This window comes from Aquirhabdus sp. (assembly GCF_046462495.1).
Lineage (GTDB): Bacteria > Pseudomonadota > Gammaproteobacteria > Pseudomonadales > Moraxellaceae > Aquirhabdus.
The window spans coordinates 1-23,317 of record NZ_JBKGVE010000008.1 but is presented as its reverse complement, the minus strand read 5'-3'; the positions used below and the strand labels follow the sequence as shown (position 1 = coordinate 23,317).

The following is a 23,317-nucleotide window of genomic DNA, read 5'->3' as shown; positions in this document are numbered from 1 at the left end:
ACAGCCTAAATTACTTGGCTTGTTTAGCCTTCACCTGATCCAGCAGAATATTAGCTGACTCGGTGACGAAGGCTTCCTCCTCAGGGAGTGGTGGGCGCTTACCTTCAGAAATCTTGGCACGCGCTTCGGCTTGCGCATCCAGTGAGATTTGATAGGTCTGCCAATTTGGATAAGGCACGAGACCCGTCTTACTCCGGCGCTCGTTCTCAGCCGCAAGCGTTTGCACCTCAATCGCATCCACCTCTTTACGACGGGCATCCAGATCTAAAGACAATACTTTTTGATCTTTATGCGCTTTACTGATCTCTTTGATTTTAGACAAATAGACGTATTGAGGATCAGCCTCTTGACGCGCCTTGGAGGCAACCGTCAACTGTGGCACCAGCGGTTTCAAGTTGTCTTCTGGAATAAACGGTGCAGTCGGAATCGTATCCCACTTGAGTGGATTCTTGGCTTTACGCTCGCCCAAATCTTCATCGTAGATACTGACAAAAGGAATGTCAGGGACTACACCTTTATTCTGCGTACTGCCACCAGATACACGATAGAACTTACGCTGGGTTAAGGTTGCTAAACCGTACGCCAAGTTATCAAGCTGAACTTGAGCAGTTCCTTTACCTGTTGTAGTACTTCCCACAACCAGACCACGGTCATAATCTTGAATCGCCGCAGCAAAAATCTCACTGGCCGATGCCGATGCAAGATTGACCAATACAATCATCGGGCCTTTATACAACTCAGCGCCGCCATCATCATCACGGTAGGCGGTAATGGCGCCATTGCGATCACGAATCTGTACCACAGGACCTTGCTTAATAAACAGCCCGATCATGTTGGCGACTTCTTCTAACGAACCGCCCGGATCACCACGCAGATCCACCACAAGACCATCGACTTTCTTGCTGTTTAAATCAATCAGGGCTTTTTGCGTATCCTCACTGACGCTACGATAGTTCTTGCCATCGCGGCGTGCTTTATAGTTCAGATAGAACGAAGGAATGTCGAGCACACCCATTTTATAGGTCTTGCCATCGCGCTGAACATTCACGACACGATCTTGCACTCCTGAGTCTTCTTCTTGAATGACATCACGCGTTAAGGTGATAGTGCGAGCGGCAGCGTCTTTCGCTTGCAGCTTCAGTAAGACTTTGGTTCCGCGCTTACCGCGAATCAGACCCACAATTTCACTGCTCGGCCAGCCGACCACATCCACCATAGGTTGTCCGTCTTGTGCAACACCCACAATACGATCACCCGGCTTAACTAGACCTGACTTACTCGCGGGGCCACCATCAACCAAGGTTTCTACACGAGTATAGTCATCATTGCCGCGCTCTGGACGAATTGACACACCAATCCCTTCAAGTTGCAGCGTTGTCTGACGATTCATTTCCATCGCTTCAACAGGGGCAAAATAAAGGCTATGTGGGTCGTAGGTTGCTAAAGCGGCATTGAGCAGACCCTCAAGCACTCGGTCGCTTTTAATACGATCAATTTGCTGCAGTTTACGTTTAAAGCGTTTCTTTAACGTATCAACAGGATTGAGTTCACTCGGTGGGCTCAGGTCTTGGCCCGCTGCCAATTTAGGATCGGCTTTCAGCGCGGCTTGCTTGGCGGTTTCTTCTTCTTGCGAAATTGTCAGGGAGATCAGTTCAGACACCAACTGTTGCTGCCAAAAGGCGCGCTGCTCTTTGCTACTGCTGAAATACGGTGCTTTCTCACGATCGATATTCAGACTATCAGTACGCTTTAAGTTCTGCGGCTGATCCAGTTGATCCAATGAATACTGGTAATAATCCTTCAATCGCTCCGTGAAGCGCTTCTGAATGGCAAAGGCGGGTGTGAGATCCCCCTTCTTCATGGATGCGCCTAAGGTCGTGGCGTATTTTTTGCGGAACTCATCAATGTCTGATGCGAGAAATAGAGCGTGATCCCCATCTAGATTATCCAGATACATCTCCAGCACACGCTGAGAAACGCTGGCATCTAAAGGCATGTTGAGATAATGCTGGGTATCCATATACATCGCCATCTGACGTGTAACGATACTTTGCTCACGTGTCGGTGCCAGCGGCGCTCCCGTAGTAGCCGCAGCCGAACTCTTATCAACCGCAGAAGCTGTTGCCTCTCCATACACTTGGGAAAAGAATAATCCAGCGCTCGCTACAGCAATTGCACCGACTATAGTCTGCAATTTAGTGGTGAACCGTGCTTTAACCTGTGCCCCAGAACCTTGTGTTACTTGTGCTTTTGACGCTAAGTCTTGCTCTATTTTCTTTGGTTTCATATCTATCTACAAAGTCCTTGATCGTTAAAACAAACGGCTTTTGACTGGGTTCATATTCGAACGGCTCATCAATTACCACATCAATCATTAAAAATGCAATTCTGCCACGAACTTATCCCTGTTGAATGTAGCAGACCTGTAGGAAAATCGGGTATTGTCGTATCTCTTTCCCTATAATAATTGTTTTAATCGTTATGTATATGGTTTTTGGAGATACAACGCCATGATCGGCTCACTGATGTTAGATATTGCGGGGCTGACGCTCACACAGGATGATCAACAATTACTCAAGGAACCGCAAGTCGGTGGTCTGATCTTATTTGGTCGCAACGTGGCAAGTCCACAGCAAGTTCGCGACTTAACCGATAGTATTCGTGCCGTCCGCCCGGATATCCTGATCGCCGTCGATCAAGAAGGTGGGCGGGTACAGCGTCTGCGTGATGGTTTCACCCGTTTGCCGGCTATGGGCATGCTGGGTCAGCTCTATGACATTGATCCCGATGAAGCACTCAGCGCTGCGGCAACTGCGGGTTGGCTTATGGCAAGTGAAGTACTGGCTGTCGGGATTGATTTTAGTTTTGCGCCCGTGCTGGATGTGAATGGCATCAGTCACGTCATTGGCGATCGCGGTTTTCATGCGCATAAAGATATCGTCATTCAACTATCCCGCGCGTTTATGCAAGGCATGCATCGTGCTGGTATGGCCACGACAGGGAAACACTTTCCCGGCCATGGCTCAGTCGAAGCAGACTCTCATGTGGCCGCTCCTGTCGATCACCGTACACTTGATGAAATTCGCGCACAAGACATGACCGTGTTCTTTGAGGTCGCCGATCAACTGGATGCTCTCATGCCCGCACATGTGATCTACCCGCAAGTCGATCCCAATCCTGCAGGTTTCTCTAAGCATTGGCTGCAAGATATTGTCCGGGGTGAAATGGGTTTTGATGGTGTGTTGTTTTCTGACGACCTCACTATGCAAGCGGCTTGTGTGGCAGGCGGTGCAGGCGCGCGTATCCTTGCCGCACTCCATGCAGGCTGTGACATGGGACTAGTGTGTAATGACCGCGCGGCGGCTCTGGATGCGCTGCATGCGGTGGTGGATGCACCCATGCCAGACCAAGCAAGACTCTCCAAAATGCGGGGTAAACTCGGTAAATTGAACCTGATCGATGGATCAATTGCCTTGGGTGATGAATGGGAAATCGCAAACATGCAAGCACGCGCCATTCGTGAGCGTTTTGCAACCTAAAAAAACTTTATACTCACTCACCCATGATTTGTGTGTTTGTGCAGAGCACAACATGAAGACTTAAGCCAAGGACGGTAAAAAACGTGTCAAAACAATCCATACCTCAGAAGTCTCCTGTGGCTGAATCCCCACATCGCCATATCTCTTTTACGGCTCACTACACGGGTTATATCTGGTTCCAAGAGGGGATCTCACACCCTGTACTGGCCAGCAGCAAAGGTCGCTTCCTCGCCAAGATGGTCAGCCCACTAGAATCATGGGCAGAGCTCATCATCGGTGACAGCATGCGCTCAACACTGCGCCAACGACATCAGCTAATTGATCGTCAACTGGATCGATTTCTGGCAGCGTACCCAGATGCACAGGTACTAGAAATTGCGACCGGACTTTCACCACGTGGTTGGCGCTATCGTCAAAAATATCCCGACCTCATCTATGTCGAAGCAGATTTACCGGATATGGCCGCAGCCAAACGCAGCGCCTTAATGCAGATAGAAAACCCACAGCCCCGCATCGAAGCCGTCGATTTATTTGGTGAGGGATTTCAGCAGCTTCTGAGCACCTTTGATGAAAGCAAGCCCTTGGTCATTATTAGCGAAGGGCTGGTCAATTATTTTACCAAAGACATGCTGCACAATTTATGGACGCAACTCGCGACTGGGCTGCGTCGCTTTAAAGTCGGCATTTATCTGACCGATATTTATCCTGAACCAGTCACCCGCCGCTTGGGAAGACTGATTTGGCAAAGCAGCAAGCTGCTGAGGATCATGTCTAGGAGTGCATTTGCCTTTCACTTCATCTCGCCTGTAGAGATCATCGATGCGATGAAGCAGGCTGGATTTTCAGACATCCAAGTTTTTCAACCTGCCTTTGAAAACAGCAACTCCGTAGAAAACTCGGACGCTGAAAACCAAAAAACCAAGCACCTTGGGGACTTGGTTTGGGTAATTGAAGCAAAAGCGTAATCGTCAGAGAGGAAAATAGCCTAGTCGCGTATGACCGCGCGACTGGCTAACATCGCTGACAAACGATCTGAAGTTTCAAAGTTACCATGCTTAAGTAACGCGCGAACTTGCGTACCCACTTGCTCAAAGATCAGACATTCGATAGAAAGCCTTTCACTGATAACATTGCCTTCGCTATCCACAGACGGCAAATGGATCGATAAGTCACGTGGCTCAGCGAGTATTGCAGCGGCGTTCGCTTCACTGCCCGCTTCAAGCAATAAACCAAAATACGTGAGATCCACGACGTTGACTGTCATATTGAAATCCGCTTTGGTTCGGTGTGTCATCTGACATGTTGAATCAACCAGTTTAACTCGCTCTTCACCGCGACGATCCATTTGTTGGAGTTCTTCACGACTCATCGGCATGATGCCGTCGAGCTGATCAATGGGTTCCCCGCGTAAGAATGTGGTAAAGAGTTCCAGAGTTTCACGTCTTTTTTGCAACTGCGGCACATGATCGGCATTTTTGATCAGGGCAAATTGCATATGCGGGCAACTTAAGGCGAACTTGGCATTTTCGTGTGGTAAGGTAAAGCTATCGTATTGACCCGTGGCCACCAAGGTTTGACAGCTTGGACTCGGTACATGTTTGATGCGCAGCAAACGATTAGCATTAATTTCGTAGCGCAGCCGTTCATTTAAGCCAAAGTTAGACATTTGCTGAAAAAACAGCTTACGCGCAGTGGGAGACATGCGTGTTTCTTTCATGCGGGCATGATTAACCAAAAACAGCACCATGGCTTGACCAAACTCAACCATGCGATTTTCATGCAATAAATCACATGCTTCTTGAATCAGCATTCGCCAGCTTTTGCGGGTTTGCTGCATCACGCCCATCAGCACCAAACGCGACATTTTTTCTGGATGTGCAGCGGCAAAATTTGCAGCAATGACTGAACCCAGCGACATGCCCATCATGGAGACTTTATTTAAATGAACAGAGTTAGTCCAATCCCCTAAAATTTGAGCAAGATCACCAATGTCTAAATCCAATGAGCGCTCGCCCGTAACCAGATTATGAACCTGATCATTACTGCCTAGAGAAGGTAAATCCACAAGAATGACAGAGCCTGTCTCAAGTAATGGCTCGACACAGTATTTATAAGAATTAAAATTTTGAAATGCGCCACCTAAAATCACGACAGGCGGTAAATGACGGGTAGCTTCATTTGCAAATGCAAGAAATTCAACCTTCCAGCCATTGATCCAATGTACACGGGGACTTTCTTTGAGAGCGCCTCGATTGTATTCTGTATAAAATGGAAAAGTATCAATGTGTTGCACAACTTTATCCATAAAACTTTGCTTTCCAGCTAAATTATTTGGCCTATCCTTCAAACGAACACTGGTCATAGCATTCATCATTATGCTCTCCATTATTTTCCATTAAAGGACAATCCATTTGTCCCAGGATCCTTTATCTGGAAAACAATAGCATATTTATAACGGATTGAATATGCCGACAAAGGACACTTCGTCGTCTCAAACGCCAACTCAATCTGCTTGCTCAATCCTGTAATCTTAAGGAAACTTTTGATTTCACGGATATTTCAATATACAAAGTAAAACAAACGTTTTTTTACCCGAAAATTGTTATAATTAAAAGTCAATTTTTCCAAATTTGTTGCGGGTGTTTGTCATGAATCAGGCCGTCCACCAAGCCACAACCCAAACCATCGAACAGATGATGATGACGCTTGGCCAGCAAGCCCGCGCGGCGTCACGCATTCTTGCTGGCGCAACCACGCAAAGCAAAAATGCTGCGCTGCAAGCCATCTCTCAAGAATTACAAAATCAACAAGCCGATATCCTCGCAGCCAATGCGATTGATATGCAAAATGGTCGTGCAAACAATCTTGATGCAGCTTTACTTGATCGTCTGGAACTGACTCCAGCGCGTTTTAAAGGCATGCTCGATGGCCTGCATGATGTCATTGCCTTGGTTGACCCAATTGGTGCGATCACGGATCTGACTTATCGCCCCTCTGGTATTCAACTTGGAAAAATGCGCGTTCCACTGGGTGTGGTCGGCATGATCTATGAATCACGTCCTAATGTGACCTTAGAAGCAGCGTCGCTGGCACTGAAATCAGGCAATGCCATCATCCTGCGCGGTGGTTCAGAAGCTTTTAACTCAAATCAAGCCATTGCCAAAAGCATTCAAGCCGGACTCAAGATTGCAAACTTGCCTGAGTCTAGCGTGCAGGTGATCAATACCGCTGACCGCGCGGCTGTCGGCCTGCTGATCACCATGAGTGATTATGTCGATGTGATCATTCCACGTGGTGGCAAAGGATTGATCGAACGCGTCAGCCGTGAAGCACGCGTGCCCGTAATCAAGCATTTAGACGGCAACTGCCACGTGTTTGTTGAGCGCCAAGCGGATTTGGTCAAAGCCTTACCCATTTGTCTGAACTCAAAAACACATCGCTATGGCGTGTGTAATGCCATGGAAACCTTATTGGTTGATGCGCCTGTTGCGGCTGAATTCTTGCCACAAATTGCAGCGCTGTATCGTGAAAAGGGTGTGGAATTGCGCGGTGATGAAACCACCCGAAGTATCTTGAGTGATGCACTACCTGCGACTGAGCAAGATTGGTATGAAGAATATCTTGCACCGATTCTTGCGATTAAAGTGGTTGACGGTTTAGATGAAGCCATTGCTCATATTAATAAGTATGGTTCACATCATACCGATGTCATCCTGACTGAAAACTACGGTAAAGCCCGTCGTTTCCTCAACGAAGTAGACTCAAGCTCGGTCATGATCAATGCATCTAGCCGTTTTGCCGATGGATTTGAGTATGGTTTGGGCGCCGAGATCGGCATTTCAACCGATAAGATTCATGCGCGTGGGCCTGTTGGACTTGAAGGTTTGACATCGCAGAAATGGATTGTGCTTGGGGATGGTCAGATTCGGGTGTGATCATCCGAATCTGTAAGTCATGATGCCCGAAAATAGCTGTGTTTTTTATCCATAAAAAGAGAAAAAAATGACCGACGGTGAAAAAAAGAAATCCTTTTGGGGTAGTTTTGCTATTACTGATCAAGAGTCATGTGTAATTGCGATCAGAAACGGCGGAATTGCGGCAATCATGTCAGCTGTAATAATGGGTCTTTTTGCTACCGTTGGATTGTTTACAAGCTCAACAGATCCAAGTACTCATTATTATTTAGACCCGTCACTCTTCATAGATGCGGTATTAGTTCTCATAATGGCATTCTTTATTTTTAAAAAAAGTAGAGTTGCGTCTACGCTGCTAGTTATCTACTTTGTTCTTTCTAAAATTTTAATTTGGCAAGAACTCGGTAAAATAGACGGTCTGCCCCTAACGCTGGTTTTTTTATTTTTTTATATAAATGCTATGAGAGGAACTTATCTCTGGCACGCAAGATATAAAAATAGCTTGACTAAAGAACCCGCTTAATACTCCGAAACGCTTCATTTATGATAAAAATAGCAACTGAAGACTTGTTTCGGTTGCTGGTTAGCAGATCATCGTGATCCCCAGCTCGAATCTATATTTAACTCATGAACATGGTAACAAAATTAGCATCTCCTGAACTTTTCATCCAAATATGAAATCAGTACAACAATAATGAACTTGCCGCTTTTTCTTATGTTGGATTAGGTAGGTTCTAATGAAGAAATACTTTTGGATTTTACTGCGCCACTTAACAACATCACCCCGTGAAAATTCTACTCAAATTCACTATACTACCCACCAATTTTGTAACTTAGCATGGATTGCCATGAGCACCGCCACGAACACGACTAAAAGCCAAGCTATTTCTAATCTTACCTTTCAAGAACTTATTCTTGCCCTGCAGAATTATTGGGCAAATCAGGGCTGTGTGGTCCTCCAGCCTTATGATTTAGAAATGGGTGCCGGTACTTTCCATACCGCAACCTTCTTGCGTGCACTTGGTCCAGAAACGTGGAATGCGGCTTACGTACAACCCTCACGCCGTCCCAAAGATGGTCGCTATGGCGAAAACCCGAATCGCCTGCAACATTACTATCAATTCCAAGTCGTGTTGAAACCCAATCCAGCCAACATTCAACAGCTCTATCTCGACTCGTTGAAAGCGATTGGTATCGATACGCTGACTCATGATATCCGCTTCGTTGAAGACAACTGGGAATCACCCACACTAGGTGCTTGGGGTCTCGGCTGGGAAGTCTGGTTGAACGGTATGGAAGTCACACAGTTCACTTACTTCCAGCAAGTCGGTGGTTTGGAGTGCTATCCGGTTACAGGTGAAATCACTTACGGCCTTGAGCGCCTTGCGATGTATTTGCAAGGGGTGGACTCGGTCTATGATCTCGTCTGGACACGTGGTCAATTTGGTACTGTGACCTATGGCGATGTCTTCCATCAAAACGAAGTTGAGCAATCAACCTATAACTTTGAACACGCCAATGTCGAAAAACTCTTTGAACTCTTTGATTTTTATGAGAGTGAATCGAATCGTTTGATGGCGGTTGAATTGCCACTACCCGCTTATGAGATGGTCATCAAAGCATCCCATACCTTTAACTTGCTTGATGCACGTGGCGCAATCTCAGTGACCGAACGTCAGCGCTATATTCTGCGTGTTCGCGGACTTGCCCGTGCGATCGCGCAAAGCTATGTCAACTCGCGCGCGAAGCTGGGCTTCCCAATGGCCGAGCCGGTCCTACGTGACGAAGTCTTGGCAAAACTCGCAGCGGAGAAGGCTGCCGAGCAAGCACAAATCGATAAAGCAGCAGCAAAAGCGGAGAAGTCGAAATGAGTCTGCACACCGTACTCTTTGAATTAGGCTGTGAAGAACTCCCGCCGAAAAGCTTAAAAACACTGCGCGATGCATTGCTAAGTGAAGTCACAACGCGTCTGCAAAGTGCAGGACTACCGTATGCCAAGATCAATGCCTACGCCGCACCCCGTCGCCTTGCGATTCTGATTGAAGGCATCGAGGGTCATCAACCGGATCGTATTGAAGAACGCCGTGGCCCATCGGTTGCCGGCGCGTTTAAACCTGATGGTACGCCTACCCCTGCGGCTATTGGCTTTGCCAAGGGTGCAGGGATCGAAGTATCAGATCTCATTCGTATTCCAACCGATAAAGGCGAATGGCTGGTTCATCGCAAAACCGTAACAGGTCAATCGCTTGATGATCTATTACCGACCCTCTTGCAAGAATCACTGAACGCATTGCCAATTGCTAAACGCATGCGCTCTGCGGCAAGTCGTACTGAATTCGTTCGCCCCGTGCAGTGGGTCGTCTTGATGAAAGATGCGGCGATCATTCCTGCCACCATCCAAGACTTTGCAAGTAGCAATCAAACTTATGGTCACCGCTTCCATGCGCCTGCTGCAATTACCTTGCAGTCCGCAGAAGACTATTTGACAGCGCTACGCAATGCCTATGTCGTTGCAGACTTTGACGAGCGGCAACAACTGATCGACACTCAGGTTAAAAAACTGGCCGATGAAGTCAATGCCAAGGCGCTCGTCCCTGCGGATCTGCGTGATGAAGTTACAGGTCTGGTCGAATGGCCTGTCGCCCTGCGTGCCACGTTTGAATCCCGTTTCCTACATGTGCCACAAGAAGCCTTGATTTCTACCATGCAGGATAATCAGAAGTACTTCTGTCTGGTCGATAGCAACGGCAAGCTACAGCCTTACTTCATTACTGTTTCAAACATTGAAAGTAAAGACCCAACGCAAATCACGCTAGGAAATGAAAAAGTGGTTCGCCCACGCCTGACCGATGCGGAATTCTTCTTTAAACAAGACCAGAAACAACCGCTTGCAGCTCGTCAAGAGAAGCTTGCAAATCGCATCTTCCAAGCACAGCTCGGCACGCTGTGGGATAAAACCGAACGTATTGCAACGCTGGCTGCGTATATCGCAGGTCAAATCGGTGGCAATGTTGAACACACGATCCAAGCGGCTAAGTTGTCGAAGTGCGACCTTGCCTCTGAAATGGTGGGTGAATTCCCTGAACTCCAAGGGATTGCAGGAAGTTACTACGCAGCACTTGAAGGCGCACCTTCAGATGTATCGACGGCAATTCGCGAGCAATATTTACCGAAGTTTGCAGGCGATGTTTTACCGCAAACATTGACTGGGGTCAGCATTGCACTGGCTGATCGCTTGGATACCTTAGCGGGGATTTTTGGCATCAACCAACCGCCGACAGGCAACAAAGACCCCTTTGGTCTGCGCCGTGTTGCGATCGGTATTTTGCGTATTCTGATTGAAAAGCGCCTGACCTTAAGCTTGACCGACCTTGTCGAACAAGCCGTCACAAACTATGCGACCCGAATCGAAAATCCATCCAAGACCATTCAAGATGCCAAAGCCTTCTTGGAAAGTCGCTATCGCTCGATGTATGAAGATCAAGGCATTGAGGTAGACGTGATTCAGGCGGTACAAGCCTTGAATCCAGTCTCACCACTTGATTTCGATCAGCGTATCCGTGCGGTACAGAATTTCCGTGCATTGCCAGAAGCAACCGCATTGGCGGCGGCGAATAAACGTGTGGCAAATATCTTGGCTAAAGAAACGGTCAGTACGGGCGGGATTGATACAGCCCTGCTGGTTGAACCCGCCGAGAAGGCATTGTACGAGACCTTAGAGGCACTTGAACCCAAAGTGCACCCATTGCTCGCCCAATCGGAATACACCCCTGCACTGTCACAATTGGCTGCTCTACGCACGCCTATTGATGCATTCTTTGAAAGTGTGATGGTGAATGCAGACGATGCAGCACTGCGCTTAAATCGTTTGCGTTTGCTGACACGTTTAAGAGCGCTGTTTTTGAGTGTGGCGGATGTGAGTTTGTTGCAAGGTTAAAAACATTTATCCTTGCGCGCGCTCATACAAAAAAGCCTCTTCCATTGAAGAGGCTTTTTTGATGGAACCGAAGTCACTAGCTTGCTGGATTCAACAGAGGTTGTGATGCAGTACCCACTACCGCTACTGCATGCGCCTCAACTTTATGCGGCTTCTCCTTTGATGGATTCACTAAAAAATTAATCCCGAGCAAGAGCAAGGTTATGCCAAGGATTGGGCGGATAATGCGCTCAGGTAGACTGGAACTGAGCAAGGTTCCGGCAATAATAGCGGGAATCGCACCGATCAATAAGAAAGTCAAAATATGAAAATCAACATTACCCGAGAGCAAATGTCCCAGCCCCGCAACCAATGTCAGCAAGACAGCATGGGCCACATCTGACCCAATGATCCGAATCATGGGTAGATTGGGAAATAGGAGTAGGAGTGCCATCACACCAAAGGCTCCCGCCCCGACTGAAGACAAAGTGACGAGAATACCCAGAACCACGCCCATGATTAAAACAGGGATATTGTTTTTGACATCATAGGGGTCACTGAAGTCATCACGTGCGATGCTTGCCTCTTGATTTCTTTTGAGGCGGATACGTTGAAAAAAGTCCTCGATCTTGCTGCGAAAAACGATGGAAACACCTGTCAACGTCAACATAAAGCCGAGAACTAATGTCAGAATTTTCTTGTATTCATTGGCACTGCTAAAAAAGTGATTGAGCGCCCATGTGGTTGCAAATGAGGCGGGAATACTACCCAGTGCCAACCAAAACACCACGGACCAAACGATATTCAGTTTTTTAGCATGAACTGCCGAACCACAGAATTTAGAAATGGATGCGTAAAGAAGATCTGTCCCAATCGCAATTTGCGCAGGAACGCCCAGCACGCTAATCAAAATCGGCGTCATCAAAGATCCCCCACCAACCCCCGTTACCCCAACGGCAAACCCCACCACAATACCAGCCAAAATAAAATAAAGATCACTCATTGCCATCACTACGATTCAATAAAAGTGATAACAGGTTAGCTTTTTTACATCATTTGAGAATGATCAAATTAAGCTTTATATATTGATAAATCATCTTAAATATTTTGTGACTTGCACTCTTAAAAAATAAAAAAGTTGGCATGATCAAAATCATACCAACCTGGCAAATATGGACTCAGGTTTAGCTGAACGTTACCCCAAACGCTTCACAAAAACTTTGGAGTTACGCTGATAGTTATACATCGCTTGGCGTGCTTCAGGCATATCATCGACTTCAGTCGGTTCAAAGCCTTGCTCAATAAACCAAAGCGCTGTACGCGTGGTCAACACATACAGATTTTTGATGCCTTTATTGAGCGCTTTCGCTTCCAGATAATCTAACAGCTCGGCACCACGACTCGATTTACGATAACTGGGATGAATCGCCACACAGGCGATTTCAGCCGCAGGTGGCTCATTGGGCTGTGCAGGAATCGGGTACAGCGCAGCGCAGCCGACGATCATGCCATCACGCTCAATAACAGCAAACTGCGCAATCTCAGTCTCTAAACGTTCACGTGAGCGGCGGACCAAAATCCCTTCTTCTTCAAGAGGGCGCAAGAGTTCAATCAGACCTACGACATCATCAATATCAGCGGTACGAATTTCTTCATAAGGATCATTACTGACTAGAGTGCCAGAACCATCTCGCGTGAAGAGCTCTTGGAGCAGCGCACCATCTCGCGCATAGGAGATGATATGCACACGGCGCACTCCGCCACGGCAAGCCTCGGCCGAGCCATGCATATGACGCAGTATTTCACTATCCAGCTTCTTGCCACGCAAGAACTGATCCACTTCATTAGGGATCAACTCACGAAGCAAGCGATTGTCTTTACCTGAAATACCTTCGTGCTCACCCAAGAAAATCAACTTATCGGCTTTAATGGTGATTGCCGTTTCAACGGCGACTTCTTCAGCCAATAGATTAAAAACCTCACCGGTGGTCGAATACCCTGTTGGGCCTAAAACGATGATATTGCGATTGGCCAAGCTTTTTTGCAGCGCTTCGGTATCCACTGAACGCACTTCACCAGTCAATTGGAAATCCACACCGTCACGTACGCCATACGGTCTTGCCGTCACAAAGTTGCCCGACACGGCGTCAATACGCGCACCATACATTGGGGAGTTCGCCAAGCCCATGGACAGCAATGCTTCGATCTCAAGACGAATAGAGCCCACTGCATCCAATACGCAGCGCAGCGCTTCTCGCGTGGTCACACGTAAATCATTGTGGAATGGGGTCTCTAGACCGTATTCAATGAGATTCTCATCAATCTGTGGACGTGCGCCATGCACCAGAATCAACTGAATCCCAAGTGAGTGCAGCAGAGCAATGTCATGGATGATATTGCGGAAATTATCATGATTTACCGCCTCACCACCAAACATCAGAACGAAGGTTTTCCCTCGGTGCGCGTTGATATACGGCGCAGAGTTACGGAACCAATGGACATAGTTGTCGGTCATGGTATCGGGGGAAAGAAAATCATCGGCCATGGGGAATCCTGCTGCAAAACACACGAATTAAATTGTGTTCGATTATATGAGAAAAGCGACGCGAAAAGGGGTGAATGTTCAGATCGATTTTAAAGATGAACTGTTAAAATATGATGTTAGCAGGAAAAAGATCGCTTGCGCAGCATCTGACTTGTATTCTTTGAATAGAACCCTGCGCTTAGCGCATCAAACACGCTATATTAGTCAGTCCAATATCCAATCGCCTACACCCGATGCCTGTAAACGATTCTGCCGTTATTCATATTGAGATTCGTCTTTTTTCCCAAGTGAATGCGGAGGAAGAGTCACGTTTATTATCTCTGCTGACTACTCAAGACCAGATAGGTGTTGCACGTCATCCAGATCGTCGGCAGCGACAATTGCTAGCACGGGCATGGCGTAGAGAAATACTGGCGCAGGCGCTAGGCATTCATCCTGAACAGCTTACCTTCGATCAAACTGAGGATGGCAAGCCTTATCTCAATGATCATGCGGTCAGCTTTAATATCTCACATAGCCATGATGCCTTTGTGCTGGTGTGGTGCCGAGGTCATTTATCAGTTGGTGTTGATATCGAAGATAAAAATAGAAACTTTCCAGCTGAATCTCTCGCTAAGCGTTATTTTCATCCGACTGAATATGAAGCTTGGAAAAACCCTGATTCATCATCTCCGAGCTCCCATAACCAATGGCTCACGACATGGACGCGTAAAGAGGCGATTCTAAAAGCACACGGCATGGGCATTCGAATTGATCTCAATAGTTTTAATACGCAAAATGCCGATGAACTGATTGAGCATGCCTTATTAGGAGCATGGTGCTATCGGAGTTTTGATTTGGATGAGCAGGTGGTGAGTGTGGCTTGGCAAGGCTTAGCTCAACTCGCCTCACCCAACACACAATAATACTGAATCAATTGGGTGAGATACCCGACCATCGGTTCAATATTCGCAATCGGAATATACTCATCAGGCTGATGCGCTTGTTCAATGCGACCCGGTCCAAGAATCACCGTATCCATACCTAATTGACGGAAATACGGCGCTTCTGTACCAAAGGCCAAGGCTCCTGCTGTTTGCCCGGTCAAACCCTCGATATATTGTACAAAGGGAGAGTCCGCGGGTGTCTCGGCGGAAGGTGCGCCAGAACTCGCTGGCTCGTACAGCAGCTCCACCCCAAACGTCGGTGCCACGTCTGCAATCAACTGCCGAATCTCCTCTCGGATCGTCTGCATCTTCATGCCAGGTAAAGTACGAACATCAAACTGTAATTCACACAGACCGCAAATGCGATTCGGATTATCTCCGCCATGAATACAGCCGAGATTCAACGTGGGGTGTGGCACGGCAAAGATGGGTTGTTGCAGCATTTTAAGGCCATCGCGGTAACGCATCAAACGGGTCATCACTTCGTGCATGGCATCCAATGCATTGCGCCCCAGACTAGGATCACTCGAATGCCCAGCCTGACCGGTAATTAAAATCCGCTCGAGCATGACGCCTTTATGCAGTCGACCCGGTTTGAGATCAGTCGGCTCGCCAATCAAGGCAAAACGACCTTGGCGACCTTCTTTTTTCTGCGCAGCTTGTACCAATGCCTTAGCACCCGCCATCGATGTTTCTTCATCACAGGTGGCAATGACGATCAAGGGCGCTTTAAACTTGGCATTCGGTAAGGCACGTAAGGCTTGTAGGATGAGGGCAAAGAACCCTTTCATATCGGCTGTACCTAGCCCATACAGGTTGCCATCACGCTCAGTCAGTGTAAACGGATCACTCTTCCACAGTTCACCATCAAAGGGGACGGTATCAGTATGCCCTGCTAGTACCAGCCCCCCAGTCAGATCGGTTGCGCCATTGGCAAGTACTGCAATCAGATTGGCTTTGCCATCGGCAACCGGCATAATCTCACACTGAAACCCATAATCAGAAAACCAAGTCGCAAGCAACTCAATGACCGGAAGATTGGATTGATCCTGTTTGGCATTGGTACACGTCACGCTGGGGATCGCAACCAACTCCGCAATCATTTGACGCGTTTGACCATCCATTTTTAAATCCGCCATGTTATACCTGCCATTGTGATCGTCTTTGCATTTGAAACTTTACGATTAGTCTATCTGATGAGTATTTAATTAACTGAGCACACTCATTGCAGACTTTCATTGAGCTTAACCTAGCACTCCGTCCCTTGAAAGACTAAAATAGTGCACGCTGCGAAATAACTTGCCGCATCTGAGTCTGTCAGCCCAAGAAGTCACTAGGAAGCAACGCCCATGCGCACCGTATTCTGTCGTAAATATCAACAAGAGCTAGAAGGCTTAGAGTTTGCACCCTTTCCTGGCGCTAAAGGCCAAGATATTTTTGACCATGTGTCTAAAAAAGCGTGGCAGGAGTGGATGGGGCATCAAACCCTATTGATCAACGAAAACCGCTTGAACGTGATGTTACCTGAATCTAAAGTGTTTTTAGATGAACAGCGTGCGAAATTTCTCACCAATCAGGATTATGAGCGTCCTGTTGGCTGGAAACCAGCATAGCCTCTAGTTTTACGTATCAAAACGTACAGCCTTATTCTAGATGATATAAAAAAAGCCACTCCAGTTAAACTGAGTGGCTTTTTCATGATCAGTGATCAAGTCTTAGAAACGAGATCACCCTCTCGGGATGATTTATTTACTGAAAACTTGCTTCTCGACTTCATCGAAGCTGACATGGCGAACATCTGCACCCTTCACCATGTAAATAACTTGCTCCGCCAAGTTGCGAGAATGATCACCAATACGTTCCAGTGAACGAAGTACCCATAGTACGTTGATCATACGGCTGATATGACGTGGATCTTCCATCATATAGGTCATCAGCGCACGTGTAGCTGTTTGATATTCGCGATCTACTTCCGCGTCGGCTTGCAAAACTTGAAATGCTTTTTCAACATCCAAACGTGCGAAGGCATCCAACGCTTCACGGATCATCAAGCGAACTTGATTACCGATATGACGTGTTTCAGTATAACCACGTGGTGATTCGCCCTCTTCGCTTGCAGTCTTTGCCAGACGTGCAATCTTGGTCGCTTCATCACCAATCCGCTCAAGATCGGTATTGGCTTTGCTGATTGCAATCACCATACGCAGGTCACTTGCCGCAGGTTGACGCAGCGCTAGGATTTGTAGCAAATCCGAATCAATACGGGTTTCCATCGCATTCACTTGTGCATCATTCTCTTGAACACTGGTTGCCAGTACCGCATCAGTATCCAATAGTGCATGGATTGCATTCGCAACTTGCGACTCGACCAGTCCACCCATCGCTAAAAACTGAGCATGAACTTTGCCCAAGTCTTCATTGAACTGTTGGGAAATATGATGTCCAAAATCTTCCTTAGTCGCGACCATGACACGGTTCTCCTCATGATATTCGGTATTATTTTAAGTTTAAAAATCGCACCGAAGTCAGAATTATCATCTTATACTTCGAGCGATCTTTCCCATTTTCACATCAAACTTAGCCGTAACGACCCGTAATATAGTCTTCGGTTTGTTTTTGATGTGGATTGGTGAACAGGGTGTTGGTATCGGTATGTTCAATCACTTTACCCAAATACATAAACGCGGTGTAATCAGAGACACGCGCCGCTTGCTGCATATTATGGGTCACAATGATGATGGTGAATTTCTCTTTCAGCTCATGGATCAGCTCTTCAACCTTGAGTGTTGAAATTGGATCCAGTGCAGAACATGGCTCATCCAGCAGCAAAACTTCAGGCTCAATGGCAATCGAACGTGCAATCACCAGACGTTGCTGCTGACCACCAGATAGACCTAAAGCTGAATCATGCAAACGATCTTTGACTTCATCCCAAAGCGCCGCACCTTTCAAAGAAGTCTCAACGACTTCATCCAGAATGCTTTTCTTATTCACACCTTGTAGACGTAAACCGTAGCACACGTTTTCATAGATCGATTTTGGAAATGGATTCGCCTTTTGGAAAACCATACCCACACGACGACGTAAGCTCGTAATATCAACACTGCTATCAAAAATATCTTGGTTATCCAGCAGAATTTGACCCTCAATACGGCAACCTTCAATCAGGTCATTCATACGGTTAAAGGTACGCAACAATGTAGACTTACCACAGCCTGATGGGCCAATAAACGCAGTCACACGTTTGCTTGGAATGACCATGTTGACATCATAAAGTGCTTGTTTCTTACCGTAGAATAAATTGAGGTCTTTAGTAACAACTTCAATTTCTTCAGCAGTATAAGTACTCAAATCACGATTTTTCTCGTTACCAGTGACATTGGTACGAATCGTTGTTGGGGTGCTTTCTGCTCCAGATTCAGGAGGCTGTATATTCGTTGTCATCTGAGACTGCCTATTCGTTGTGATCTCGTTCATCATAATACTACCTATTAAGTTGTCGATAGGATATAGGCTAAGGCCGCACCTTCGAATTTCTGCATGTTCCTGATATGACATGGTGAGCTCCCCACCCACAATCACACATATCAAGATGTAGACTTAATTACCTATTTATTTACCTGTGGTGTTTCTTGCAAAAACCAGGCGCGCAACCAGATTAATAATCACGACATACAGTGAAATTAATGCGGCTCCAGCCCATGCCAAACTGATCCAGCCATCGTCCGCACTCATCGCGAATTGAAAGATGGTATTTGGCAAGTTCGCAATCGGTTGACTGAGATCAGTTGAGTAGTAAGGGCTATTCAATGCTGTGAATAACAATGGCGCTGTTTCACCACTGATCCGAGCAAGTGCAAGTAAGATACCGGTGATGATGCCGTTCTTCGCTGCAGGCAAACAAATCCGCAAGATCGCTTGGCGTTTTGATGAACCGAGTGCCAAGGAACCTTCACGCATCACATCTGGTACAAGCAGCAACATATTTTCCGTGGTACGGACCATGACCGGCACCGCAATAATCGCCAGAGCCACCACACCGGCATAGCCCGAGAAGTGATGCATTGGAACAACCATGATGATGTAAACAAACAGACCAATCACGATTGATGGCGCAGACAAGAGCACATCATTCACAAAGCGGATCAGCGATGCGAGTTTACTTTCACGACCATATTCAGCAAGATATACTCCTGTGAATATGCCGATCGGCGCTGCGATCACCATGGCCAAACCGACCATCAAAAAGCTACCCACAATCGCATTCAGCAAACCACCTTCAGCCATAGGCGGTGGAGTGATTTGAGTAATCAAGGCCCAGTTGAATGAACCAAAACCACGTTGAATCACTGTGAATAAAATCCAGAATGGTAAAGCCATCCCCAAAATTGAAATCACAGTTGCGAGTGTTAAGACCGCCTTATTGACGAGCTTTCTTTTGAAGTTAAAAAACGGAGTCATTGTATAAGTGGCCATTAGCTTTTCTTCACTTTATGAATGAGAGCGCGTGCAACAGCAAGCACAAGGAAGGCAATGAAAAACAGAATGAGACCAAGGGCAAGCAATGCGGACATGTGCAAATCATGTGCCTCGGCAAACTCATTCGCAATCACGGATGCGATACTGTTACCCGAATCAAATAAGCCAATACTGATGGTATTCACGTTACCGATCATGAACGTAACCGCCATGGTTTCACCCAATGCACGTCCCAGTCCGAGCATCACACCACCAGTCAGCGCGACTTTGGTATGTGGAAGTACGATATCGCGCGTTACTTCCCAACGGTTCGCACCCAGACCATAACCACCCTCTTTCAAAGTCTTTGGGACGACATCAAAAACTTCACGCATCACCGCAGTAATAAATGGGATGATCATAATCGCTAGAATTAGTGCCGCAGGCAGAAAACCAATTCCGATCGGCGGGCCTGCAAAAATGTCTTTCAGTAGCCAGACATGCTGGAACCATTTTGTCAGCAAAGGCTGGACATGATCGGATAGGATTGGCGCAAGAACAAACAATCCCCACATGCCATAAATAATACTGGGAATCCCAGCCAGCAGTTCGATGATCGCATTCAAAGTTGCCCGGAAACGATATGGGCAAAGTTCAGTCAGAAAAAATGCGATAAAGAAACTGATTGGCACTGCAATAATTAGTGCAATAAATGATGTTACCAAGGTCCCGTAGACTGCAGGCAAAATCCCGAAGTGACCGGCGACTGGATCCCATTCTTTACTAGTAAAGAAACTGAGGCCCAACTGTTTAAACACAGGCATCGAACCATCAACCAGCGTGAAAATAATTGCACCCAGTACAATCAGTACCAACAGTGCAATCCCCAGGACAATCACGCGAAATCTGGCATTACGCCCATTCTCGACTTTGATCAGTCGAGCAGCAGATGTTATCTCTGAAGTAATCATAATTACCTATCTAATCCAAGTTGCAAATCTTTGGGTGCTTTATAAATACAGCAATATTGTCGAAGACACTTTAGGTCATGCTTTTGAATTGGACGTGAACAGTACCGCAAACCCTTTAGCAGTAATCCGCTCAGTCTCCCCCATATCTTGATGAACAAATCTTAATGGTATTCATCTATATAAAATACAAATCAAAAAACACAGTTCATATAAAGTCAAAAACAGAGCTACATGCGTTCACGTAGCTCTGAATTATTTATTTCATAAATCAGTCTAGTTATTCACTACTTACCAAACTGCTTTGCCAGTCGCGGCATCTTTAATTTCAGTTTTCCAAGAAGCTTGGATCAACTTAACAACGTTTGCTGGAATTGGAACATAGTCCAATTGTGCTGCAAGTGCGCCGCCATTTTTGAATGACCATTCGAAGTATTTCAATACTTCTTTAGATTGGGTCGGCTTGTCAGCTTTCTTTTGTAGCAATACAAAAGTTGCGCCAGTGATTGGCCAGCTGTTTTTGCCTGGTTCATTGGTCAATACTTCACCAAATGCGGGTGCTTTTGCCCAGTCAGCATAAGCTGCAGCAGCTTGGAAAGTCGTGTCATCTGGCAGTACATATGCGCCATCACGGTTTTGCAATTGGGTATAAGCCAATTTGTTTTGTTTTGCGTATGCAAATTCAACATAACCAATTGAACCATTGATACGTTGTACATAAGACGCTACACCTGCGTTACCCTTACCTGCAACGCCTTCTGGCCATGCAACAGTAGTATCGCTACCTACTTTAGTTTTCCAGTCAGCGCTGACTTTAGACAAGTAGTTTGTGAAGATGAATGTAGTACCTGAACCGTCTGCACGGCGCACTACAGTGATGTTTTCATCGATGTCTTTCAGGCTTGGGTTCAATGCAACCAGCGCTGGATCGTTCCATTGCTTGATTTTACCCAAGTAAATGTTTGCAAGTACATCGCCTGTCAGTTTAATTTGACCTGCTGCGATACCTTTGATGTTCAATACAGGAACGACACCACCCATGATTGCTGGGAATTGTGTCAAACCTTTTGCTTCCAGATCTTGTGGTGACAGTGGCTTGTCAGACGCACCAAAATCTACAGTTTTTTCAGAAATTTGTTTAATTCCTGCGCCAGAACCGATAGATTGATAGTTTAAGCCAACACTTGATTTAGCTTTATAAGCATCTGCCCATTTGGTGAACACAGGAGCAGCAAAAGAAGAACCCGCACCAGTAACGTCAGCTGCATGAACAACGCCTACAGTTGCAGCAGAGACTAGAATTGATAACATCAAAGAAGTAATACGCATTATTTAGACCTCAAAATAGAGCCAACAATATCAATAAAAAACAGAATTCTTGAACGATGCTATTAGACCCGAGAATTGTGATACTTTTATGACAGTTCTCTTACAATCGTCATATTAGGCTCTTTTTATAGGCAACACGATACTTTTTTATCGACATTATGGTCACCATGAAACGTTACAATGGCTTATATCCTGATCATTTCATAATACCGAAATCATCCGCGTAGATGCAGCATCTCATAAAGTCATTTTTTACTAATACACATTTAGCCGCTATTCTTCTTTAGATAAAGCCTATCTTTAATGTAAGCGGCATATTTTTTTCCAAACGATAGCGATATCATACCTCTACACCATCACAGCATTAAATGGAATTTACTCTATGATGCCCTCCCGATTGAAACACAGCTGTTCAGCTATTCTGACATTAAGCCTACTCACTGCTTGTGCATCCACACCACCTAAGAACGCTACTGCACGTATCGATTCACAATCAAAATTCTATCAGGAGCTTGCCAGTACACCATTGCCATCACACCTCCCCATTCCTGTCAAAGGCATATCTGCAGATCAACTGACAGATACTTGGGGTAATGCACGTAGCCACGGGCGCAGTCACGAAGGCATCGACATTCTGAGTAAGCGTGGCACGCCCGTTTATAGTACGACAGATGGCATTGTCAGTCGGATCAGCAGCTATGGTGCAGGGGGGAATGCGATTACTGTCGTTGGCTATGCACTGAGTCAACATTACTACGCCCACTTGGAAAGTTTCGGCAAATACCGCATCGGTGACACGGTAAAAGTCGGTGATACGCTGGGTTACGTCGGCAGCACGGGTAATGCAACAACGACACATCTGCACTATGGTATTTATTTATCGCCGAATCGAACTGCTGTAAATCCTTACCCATATTTGCGTTAAAATAAGACTTTGCATCATTTGAGTAAAGTCATGGATCTTGCGGAGCAACTTGCAGTATTTGCGGAAAAAGGGAACCAGCAGCGCATTCATCTTACTGATGGACGAACGTTGCAAGGATGGATCATGGAGATCAGAGAAGACGATCTACTGATGAGTACGGGTTTTTCTGAAAAACAGGGCAAAGACGACTGGATTCCTTTCACATCAATCATTCTTGATCAGTTGCAATATTGGGATACCCAGCAGTCCCTCTGGGCGCCATTCACGATTGATCCACAATAAAGAAGACCGTACACAAAATATCCGTTCTGTTTTATCTTAAAATCGAGGAAAATACAGATGCTCCTCGATCCGCAACAAGGAAAACTCAATTGAGCCACTTATCCCTTACACCACAAGTTAGACGTAAACAGTCGATACAAGCGTGGATACTCTTTTCCCTTATTATCGCATTGAATTCCTGTAATCCTAATGAAGCCACCGATGATCAGCCAACTTCTCAACTTCAAAATATAATAACGACGTCCAGCAACGCTATAGACAGCAGTATCAATTCCGAACAATAAAAAAAAGCCCGAAAGTTGATGAAACTTAAGGGCTCCAAATATTTTAGATCGCACTAACACGAAGACTTTAAATTCCTTCTATATTTCATAGATTGATTAAAAAGGCTTTATAAAGCCAAAACCCCCACCTTTATAAGAGGTGGGGGTTTTGGTTTTGGAATAATGAGCTGACGATGCCCTACTCTCACATGGCGAATGCCACACTACCATCGGCGCAAAGAGGTTTCACTT

The 23,317-nt window shown here is 46.2% G+C and carries 20 protein-coding genes; 10 read left to right on the top strand and 10 right to left on the bottom strand.

What is annotated here, in order from left to right:
• Positions 1–10: 10 nt before the first annotated feature.
• Complete coding sequence (locus ACLHG7_RS09995) at positions 11–2,287, bottom strand: carboxy terminal-processing peptidase (RefSeq protein WP_410210893.1); 2,277 nt, start codon at positions 2,285–2,287, stop codon at positions 11–13.
• Positions 2,288–2,510: 223 nt separating this feature from the next.
• Between ACLHG7_RS09995 and nagZ the strand changes: the two genes are divergently transcribed.
• Both nagZ and ACLHG7_RS09985 read left to right on the top strand, forming a co-directional pair.
• On the top strand, positions 2,511–3,539 hold the full coding sequence (gene nagZ / locus ACLHG7_RS09990; protein WP_410210892.1) for a beta-N-acetylhexosaminidase: 1,029 nt from the start codon (positions 2,511–2,513) through the stop codon (positions 3,537–3,539).
• Between the two features lie 83 nt (positions 3,540–3,622).
• Positions 3,623–4,504, top strand: a complete 882-nt coding sequence (locus tag ACLHG7_RS09985) for a class I SAM-dependent methyltransferase (protein ID WP_410210891.1) — start codon at positions 3,623–3,625, stop codon at positions 4,502–4,504.
• 20 nt (positions 4,505–4,524) lie between these two features.
• On the opposite strand, the gene ACLHG7_RS09980 is transcribed toward ACLHG7_RS09985, so the two are convergent.
• Positions 4,525–5,844, bottom strand: coding sequence for an alpha/beta fold hydrolase (locus tag ACLHG7_RS09980; protein ID WP_410211021.1), 1,320 nt, complete (start codon positions 5,842–5,844; stop codon positions 4,525–4,527).
• A 343-nt stretch (positions 5,845–6,187) separates the two neighbouring features.
• Between ACLHG7_RS09980 and ACLHG7_RS09975 the strand changes: the two genes are divergently transcribed.
• The 4 genes from ACLHG7_RS09975 to glyS all read left to right on the top strand — a co-directional run bounded on the left by ACLHG7_RS09975 (position 6,188) and on the right by glyS (position 11,390).
• Positions 6,188–7,474 carry a glutamate-5-semialdehyde dehydrogenase gene (locus tag ACLHG7_RS09975; RefSeq protein ID WP_410210890.1) on the top strand — a complete coding sequence of 429 codons (1,287 nt, stop codon included), beginning with the start codon at positions 6,188–6,190 and terminating at the stop codon, positions 7,472–7,474.
• Between the two features lie 67 nt (positions 7,475–7,541).
• Positions 7,542–7,976, top strand: coding sequence for a hypothetical protein (locus ACLHG7_RS09970; RefSeq protein ID WP_410210889.1), 435 nt, complete (start codon positions 7,542–7,544; stop codon positions 7,974–7,976).
• A gap of 325 nt (positions 7,977–8,301) precedes the next feature.
• Complete coding sequence (gene glyQ / locus ACLHG7_RS09965) at positions 8,302–9,324, top strand: glycine--tRNA ligase subunit alpha (protein ID WP_410210888.1); 1,023 nt, start codon at positions 8,302–8,304, stop codon at positions 9,322–9,324.
• Positions 9,321–11,390 (top strand): glycine--tRNA ligase subunit beta, encoded by a 2,070-nt coding sequence (gene glyS / locus ACLHG7_RS09960; protein WP_410210887.1) that lies wholly within the window; start codon positions 9,321–9,323, stop codon positions 11,388–11,390. Before glyQ ends, glyS begins: the two co-directional genes overlap by 4 nt.
• A 76-nt stretch (positions 11,391–11,466) precedes the next feature.
• Here the strand turns inward: glyS and ACLHG7_RS09955 are convergent, their stop codons facing one another.
• Both ACLHG7_RS09955 and argA read right to left on the bottom strand, forming a co-directional pair.
• Positions 11,467–12,372, bottom strand: coding sequence for a sulfite exporter TauE/SafE family protein (locus ACLHG7_RS09955; RefSeq protein ID WP_410210886.1), 906 nt, complete (start codon positions 12,370–12,372; stop codon positions 11,467–11,469).
• Between the two features lie 192 nt (positions 12,373–12,564).
• A complete protein-coding gene (argA, locus tag ACLHG7_RS09950) occupies positions 12,565–13,914 on the bottom strand; it encodes an amino-acid N-acetyltransferase (RefSeq protein ID WP_114897872.1) in 1,350 nt (449 codons plus the stop codon).
• A gap of 233 nt (positions 13,915–14,147) precedes the next feature.
• Between argA and ACLHG7_RS09945 the strand changes: the two genes are divergently transcribed.
• Complete coding sequence (locus ACLHG7_RS09945) at positions 14,148–14,819, top strand: 4'-phosphopantetheinyl transferase family protein (RefSeq protein ID WP_410210885.1); 672 nt, start codon at positions 14,148–14,150, stop codon at positions 14,817–14,819.
• Here ACLHG7_RS09945 and argE read toward each other — a convergent pair.
• Positions 14,792–15,979 carry an acetylornithine deacetylase gene (gene argE / locus ACLHG7_RS09940; RefSeq protein WP_410210884.1) on the bottom strand — a complete coding sequence of 396 codons (1,188 nt, stop codon included), beginning with the start codon at positions 15,977–15,979 and terminating at the stop codon, positions 14,792–14,794. The two genes, ACLHG7_RS09945 and argE, sit on opposite strands and share 28 nt — an antisense overlap.
• Positions 15,980–16,189: 210 nt before the next feature.
• Here argE and ACLHG7_RS09935 point away from each other — a divergent pair, with 210 nt between their 5' ends.
• Positions 16,190–16,453 (top strand): oxidative damage protection protein, encoded by a 264-nt coding sequence (locus ACLHG7_RS09935; RefSeq protein WP_410210883.1) that lies wholly within the window; start codon positions 16,190–16,192, stop codon positions 16,451–16,453.
• Between the two features lie 132 nt (positions 16,454–16,585).
• Here ACLHG7_RS09935 and phoU read toward each other — a convergent pair whose 3' ends face one another.
• The 5 genes from phoU to pstS all read right to left on the bottom strand — a co-directional run bounded on the left by phoU (position 16,586) and on the right by pstS (position 21,595).
• On the bottom strand, positions 16,586–17,308 hold the full coding sequence (phoU, locus tag ACLHG7_RS09930; RefSeq protein ID WP_410210882.1) for a phosphate signaling complex protein PhoU: 723 nt from the start codon (positions 17,306–17,308) through the stop codon (positions 16,586–16,588).
• Positions 17,309–17,417: 109 nt separating this feature from the next.
• Positions 17,418–18,317, bottom strand: coding sequence for a phosphate ABC transporter ATP-binding protein PstB (gene pstB, locus ACLHG7_RS09925; protein WP_410211020.1), 900 nt, complete (start codon positions 18,315–18,317; stop codon positions 17,418–17,420).
• 135 nt (positions 18,318–18,452) lie between these two features.
• Positions 18,453–19,316 (bottom strand): phosphate ABC transporter permease PstA, encoded by an 864-nt coding sequence (gene pstA, locus ACLHG7_RS09920; RefSeq protein ID WP_410210881.1) that lies wholly within the window; start codon positions 19,314–19,316, stop codon positions 18,453–18,455.
• The gene (pstC, locus tag ACLHG7_RS09915; RefSeq protein ID WP_410210880.1) at positions 19,316–20,269 is read right to left on the bottom strand and encodes a phosphate ABC transporter permease subunit PstC; all 954 of its coding nucleotides are present in this window, start codon (positions 20,267–20,269) and stop codon (positions 19,316–19,318) included. The genes pstA and pstC overlap by 1 nt, the downstream gene beginning before the upstream one ends.
• Positions 20,270–20,557: 288 nt before the next feature.
• On the bottom strand, positions 20,558–21,595 hold the full coding sequence (gene pstS / locus ACLHG7_RS09910) for a phosphate ABC transporter substrate-binding protein PstS (RefSeq protein ID WP_410210879.1): 1,038 nt from the start codon (positions 21,593–21,595) through the stop codon (positions 20,558–20,560).
• 385 nt (positions 21,596–21,980) lie between these two features.
• Between pstS and ACLHG7_RS09905 the strand changes: the two genes are divergently transcribed.
• Together ACLHG7_RS09905 and ACLHG7_RS09900 are read left to right on the top strand one after the other, a co-directional pair.
• The gene (locus tag ACLHG7_RS09905; RefSeq protein WP_410211019.1) at positions 21,981–22,520 is read left to right on the top strand and encodes a M23 family metallopeptidase; all 540 of its coding nucleotides are present in this window, start codon (positions 21,981–21,983) and stop codon (positions 22,518–22,520) included.
• Between the two features lie 30 nt (positions 22,521–22,550).
• Entirely contained in the window at positions 22,551–22,802 is a 252-nt protein-coding gene (locus tag ACLHG7_RS09900) for a hypothetical protein (protein WP_410210878.1), read from the top strand.
• Positions 22,803–23,317: the final 515 nt, after the last annotated feature.

What these genes read in the sequence shown, in the direction of transcription:
- ACLHG7_RS09995 (WP_410210893.1), bottom strand. Translation starts at nt 2,287, where the DNA reads ATGAAACCAAAGAAAATAGAGCAAGACTTAGCGTCAAAAGCACAAGTA.
- nagZ (WP_410210892.1), top strand. Translation starts at nt 2,511, where the DNA reads ATGATCGGCTCACTGATGTTAGATATTGCGGGGCTGACGCTCACACAG.
- ACLHG7_RS09980 (WP_410211021.1), bottom strand. Translation starts at nt 5,844, where the DNA reads ATGGATAAAGTTGTGCAACACATTGATACTTTTCCATTTTATACAGAA.
- ACLHG7_RS09975 (WP_410210890.1), top strand. Translation starts at nt 6,188, where the DNA reads ATGAATCAGGCCGTCCACCAAGCCACAACCCAAACCATCGAACAGATG.
- ACLHG7_RS09970 (WP_410210889.1), top strand. Translation starts at nt 7,542, where the DNA reads ATGACCGACGGTGAAAAAAAGAAATCCTTTTGGGGTAGTTTTGCTATT.
- glyQ (WP_410210888.1), top strand. Translation starts at nt 8,302, where the DNA reads ATGAGCACCGCCACGAACACGACTAAAAGCCAAGCTATTTCTAATCTT.
- glyS (WP_410210887.1), top strand. Translation starts at nt 9,321, where the DNA reads ATGAGTCTGCACACCGTACTCTTTGAATTAGGCTGTGAAGAACTCCCG.
- ACLHG7_RS09955 (WP_410210886.1), bottom strand. Translation starts at nt 12,372, where the DNA reads ATGAGTGATCTTTATTTTATTTTGGCTGGTATTGTGGTGGGGTTTGCC.
- argA (WP_114897872.1), bottom strand. Translation starts at nt 13,914, where the DNA reads ATGGCCGATGATTTTCTTTCCCCCGATACCATGACCGACAACTATGTC.
- ACLHG7_RS09945 (WP_410210885.1), top strand. Translation starts at nt 14,148, where the DNA reads ATGCCTGTAAACGATTCTGCCGTTATTCATATTGAGATTCGTCTTTTT.
- argE (WP_410210884.1), bottom strand. Translation starts at nt 15,979, where the DNA reads ATGGCGGATTTAAAAATGGATGGTCAAACGCGTCAAATGATTGCGGAG.
- ACLHG7_RS09935 (WP_410210883.1), top strand. Translation starts at nt 16,190, where the DNA reads ATGCGCACCGTATTCTGTCGTAAATATCAACAAGAGCTAGAAGGCTTA.
- phoU (WP_410210882.1), bottom strand. Translation starts at nt 17,308, where the DNA reads ATGGTCGCGACTAAGGAAGATTTTGGACATCATATTTCCCAACAGTTC.
- pstB (WP_410211020.1), bottom strand. Translation starts at nt 18,317, where the DNA reads ATGAACGAGATCACAACGAATAGGCAGTCTCAGATGACAACGAATATA.
- pstA (WP_410210881.1), bottom strand. Translation starts at nt 19,316, where the DNA reads ATGGCCACTTATACAATGACTCCGTTTTTTAACTTCAAAAGAAAGCTC.
- pstC (WP_410210880.1), bottom strand. Translation starts at nt 20,269, where the DNA reads ATGATTACTTCAGAGATAACATCTGCTGCTCGACTGATCAAAGTCGAG.
- pstS (WP_410210879.1), bottom strand. Translation starts at nt 21,595, where the DNA reads ATGCGTATTACTTCTTTGATGTTATCAATTCTAGTCTCTGCTGCAACT.
- ACLHG7_RS09905 (WP_410211019.1), top strand. Translation starts at nt 21,981, where the DNA reads ATGCCCTCCCGATTGAAACACAGCTGTTCAGCTATTCTGACATTAAGC.
- ACLHG7_RS09900 (WP_410210878.1), top strand. Translation starts at nt 22,551, where the DNA reads ATGGATCTTGCGGAGCAACTTGCAGTATTTGCGGAAAAAGGGAACCAG.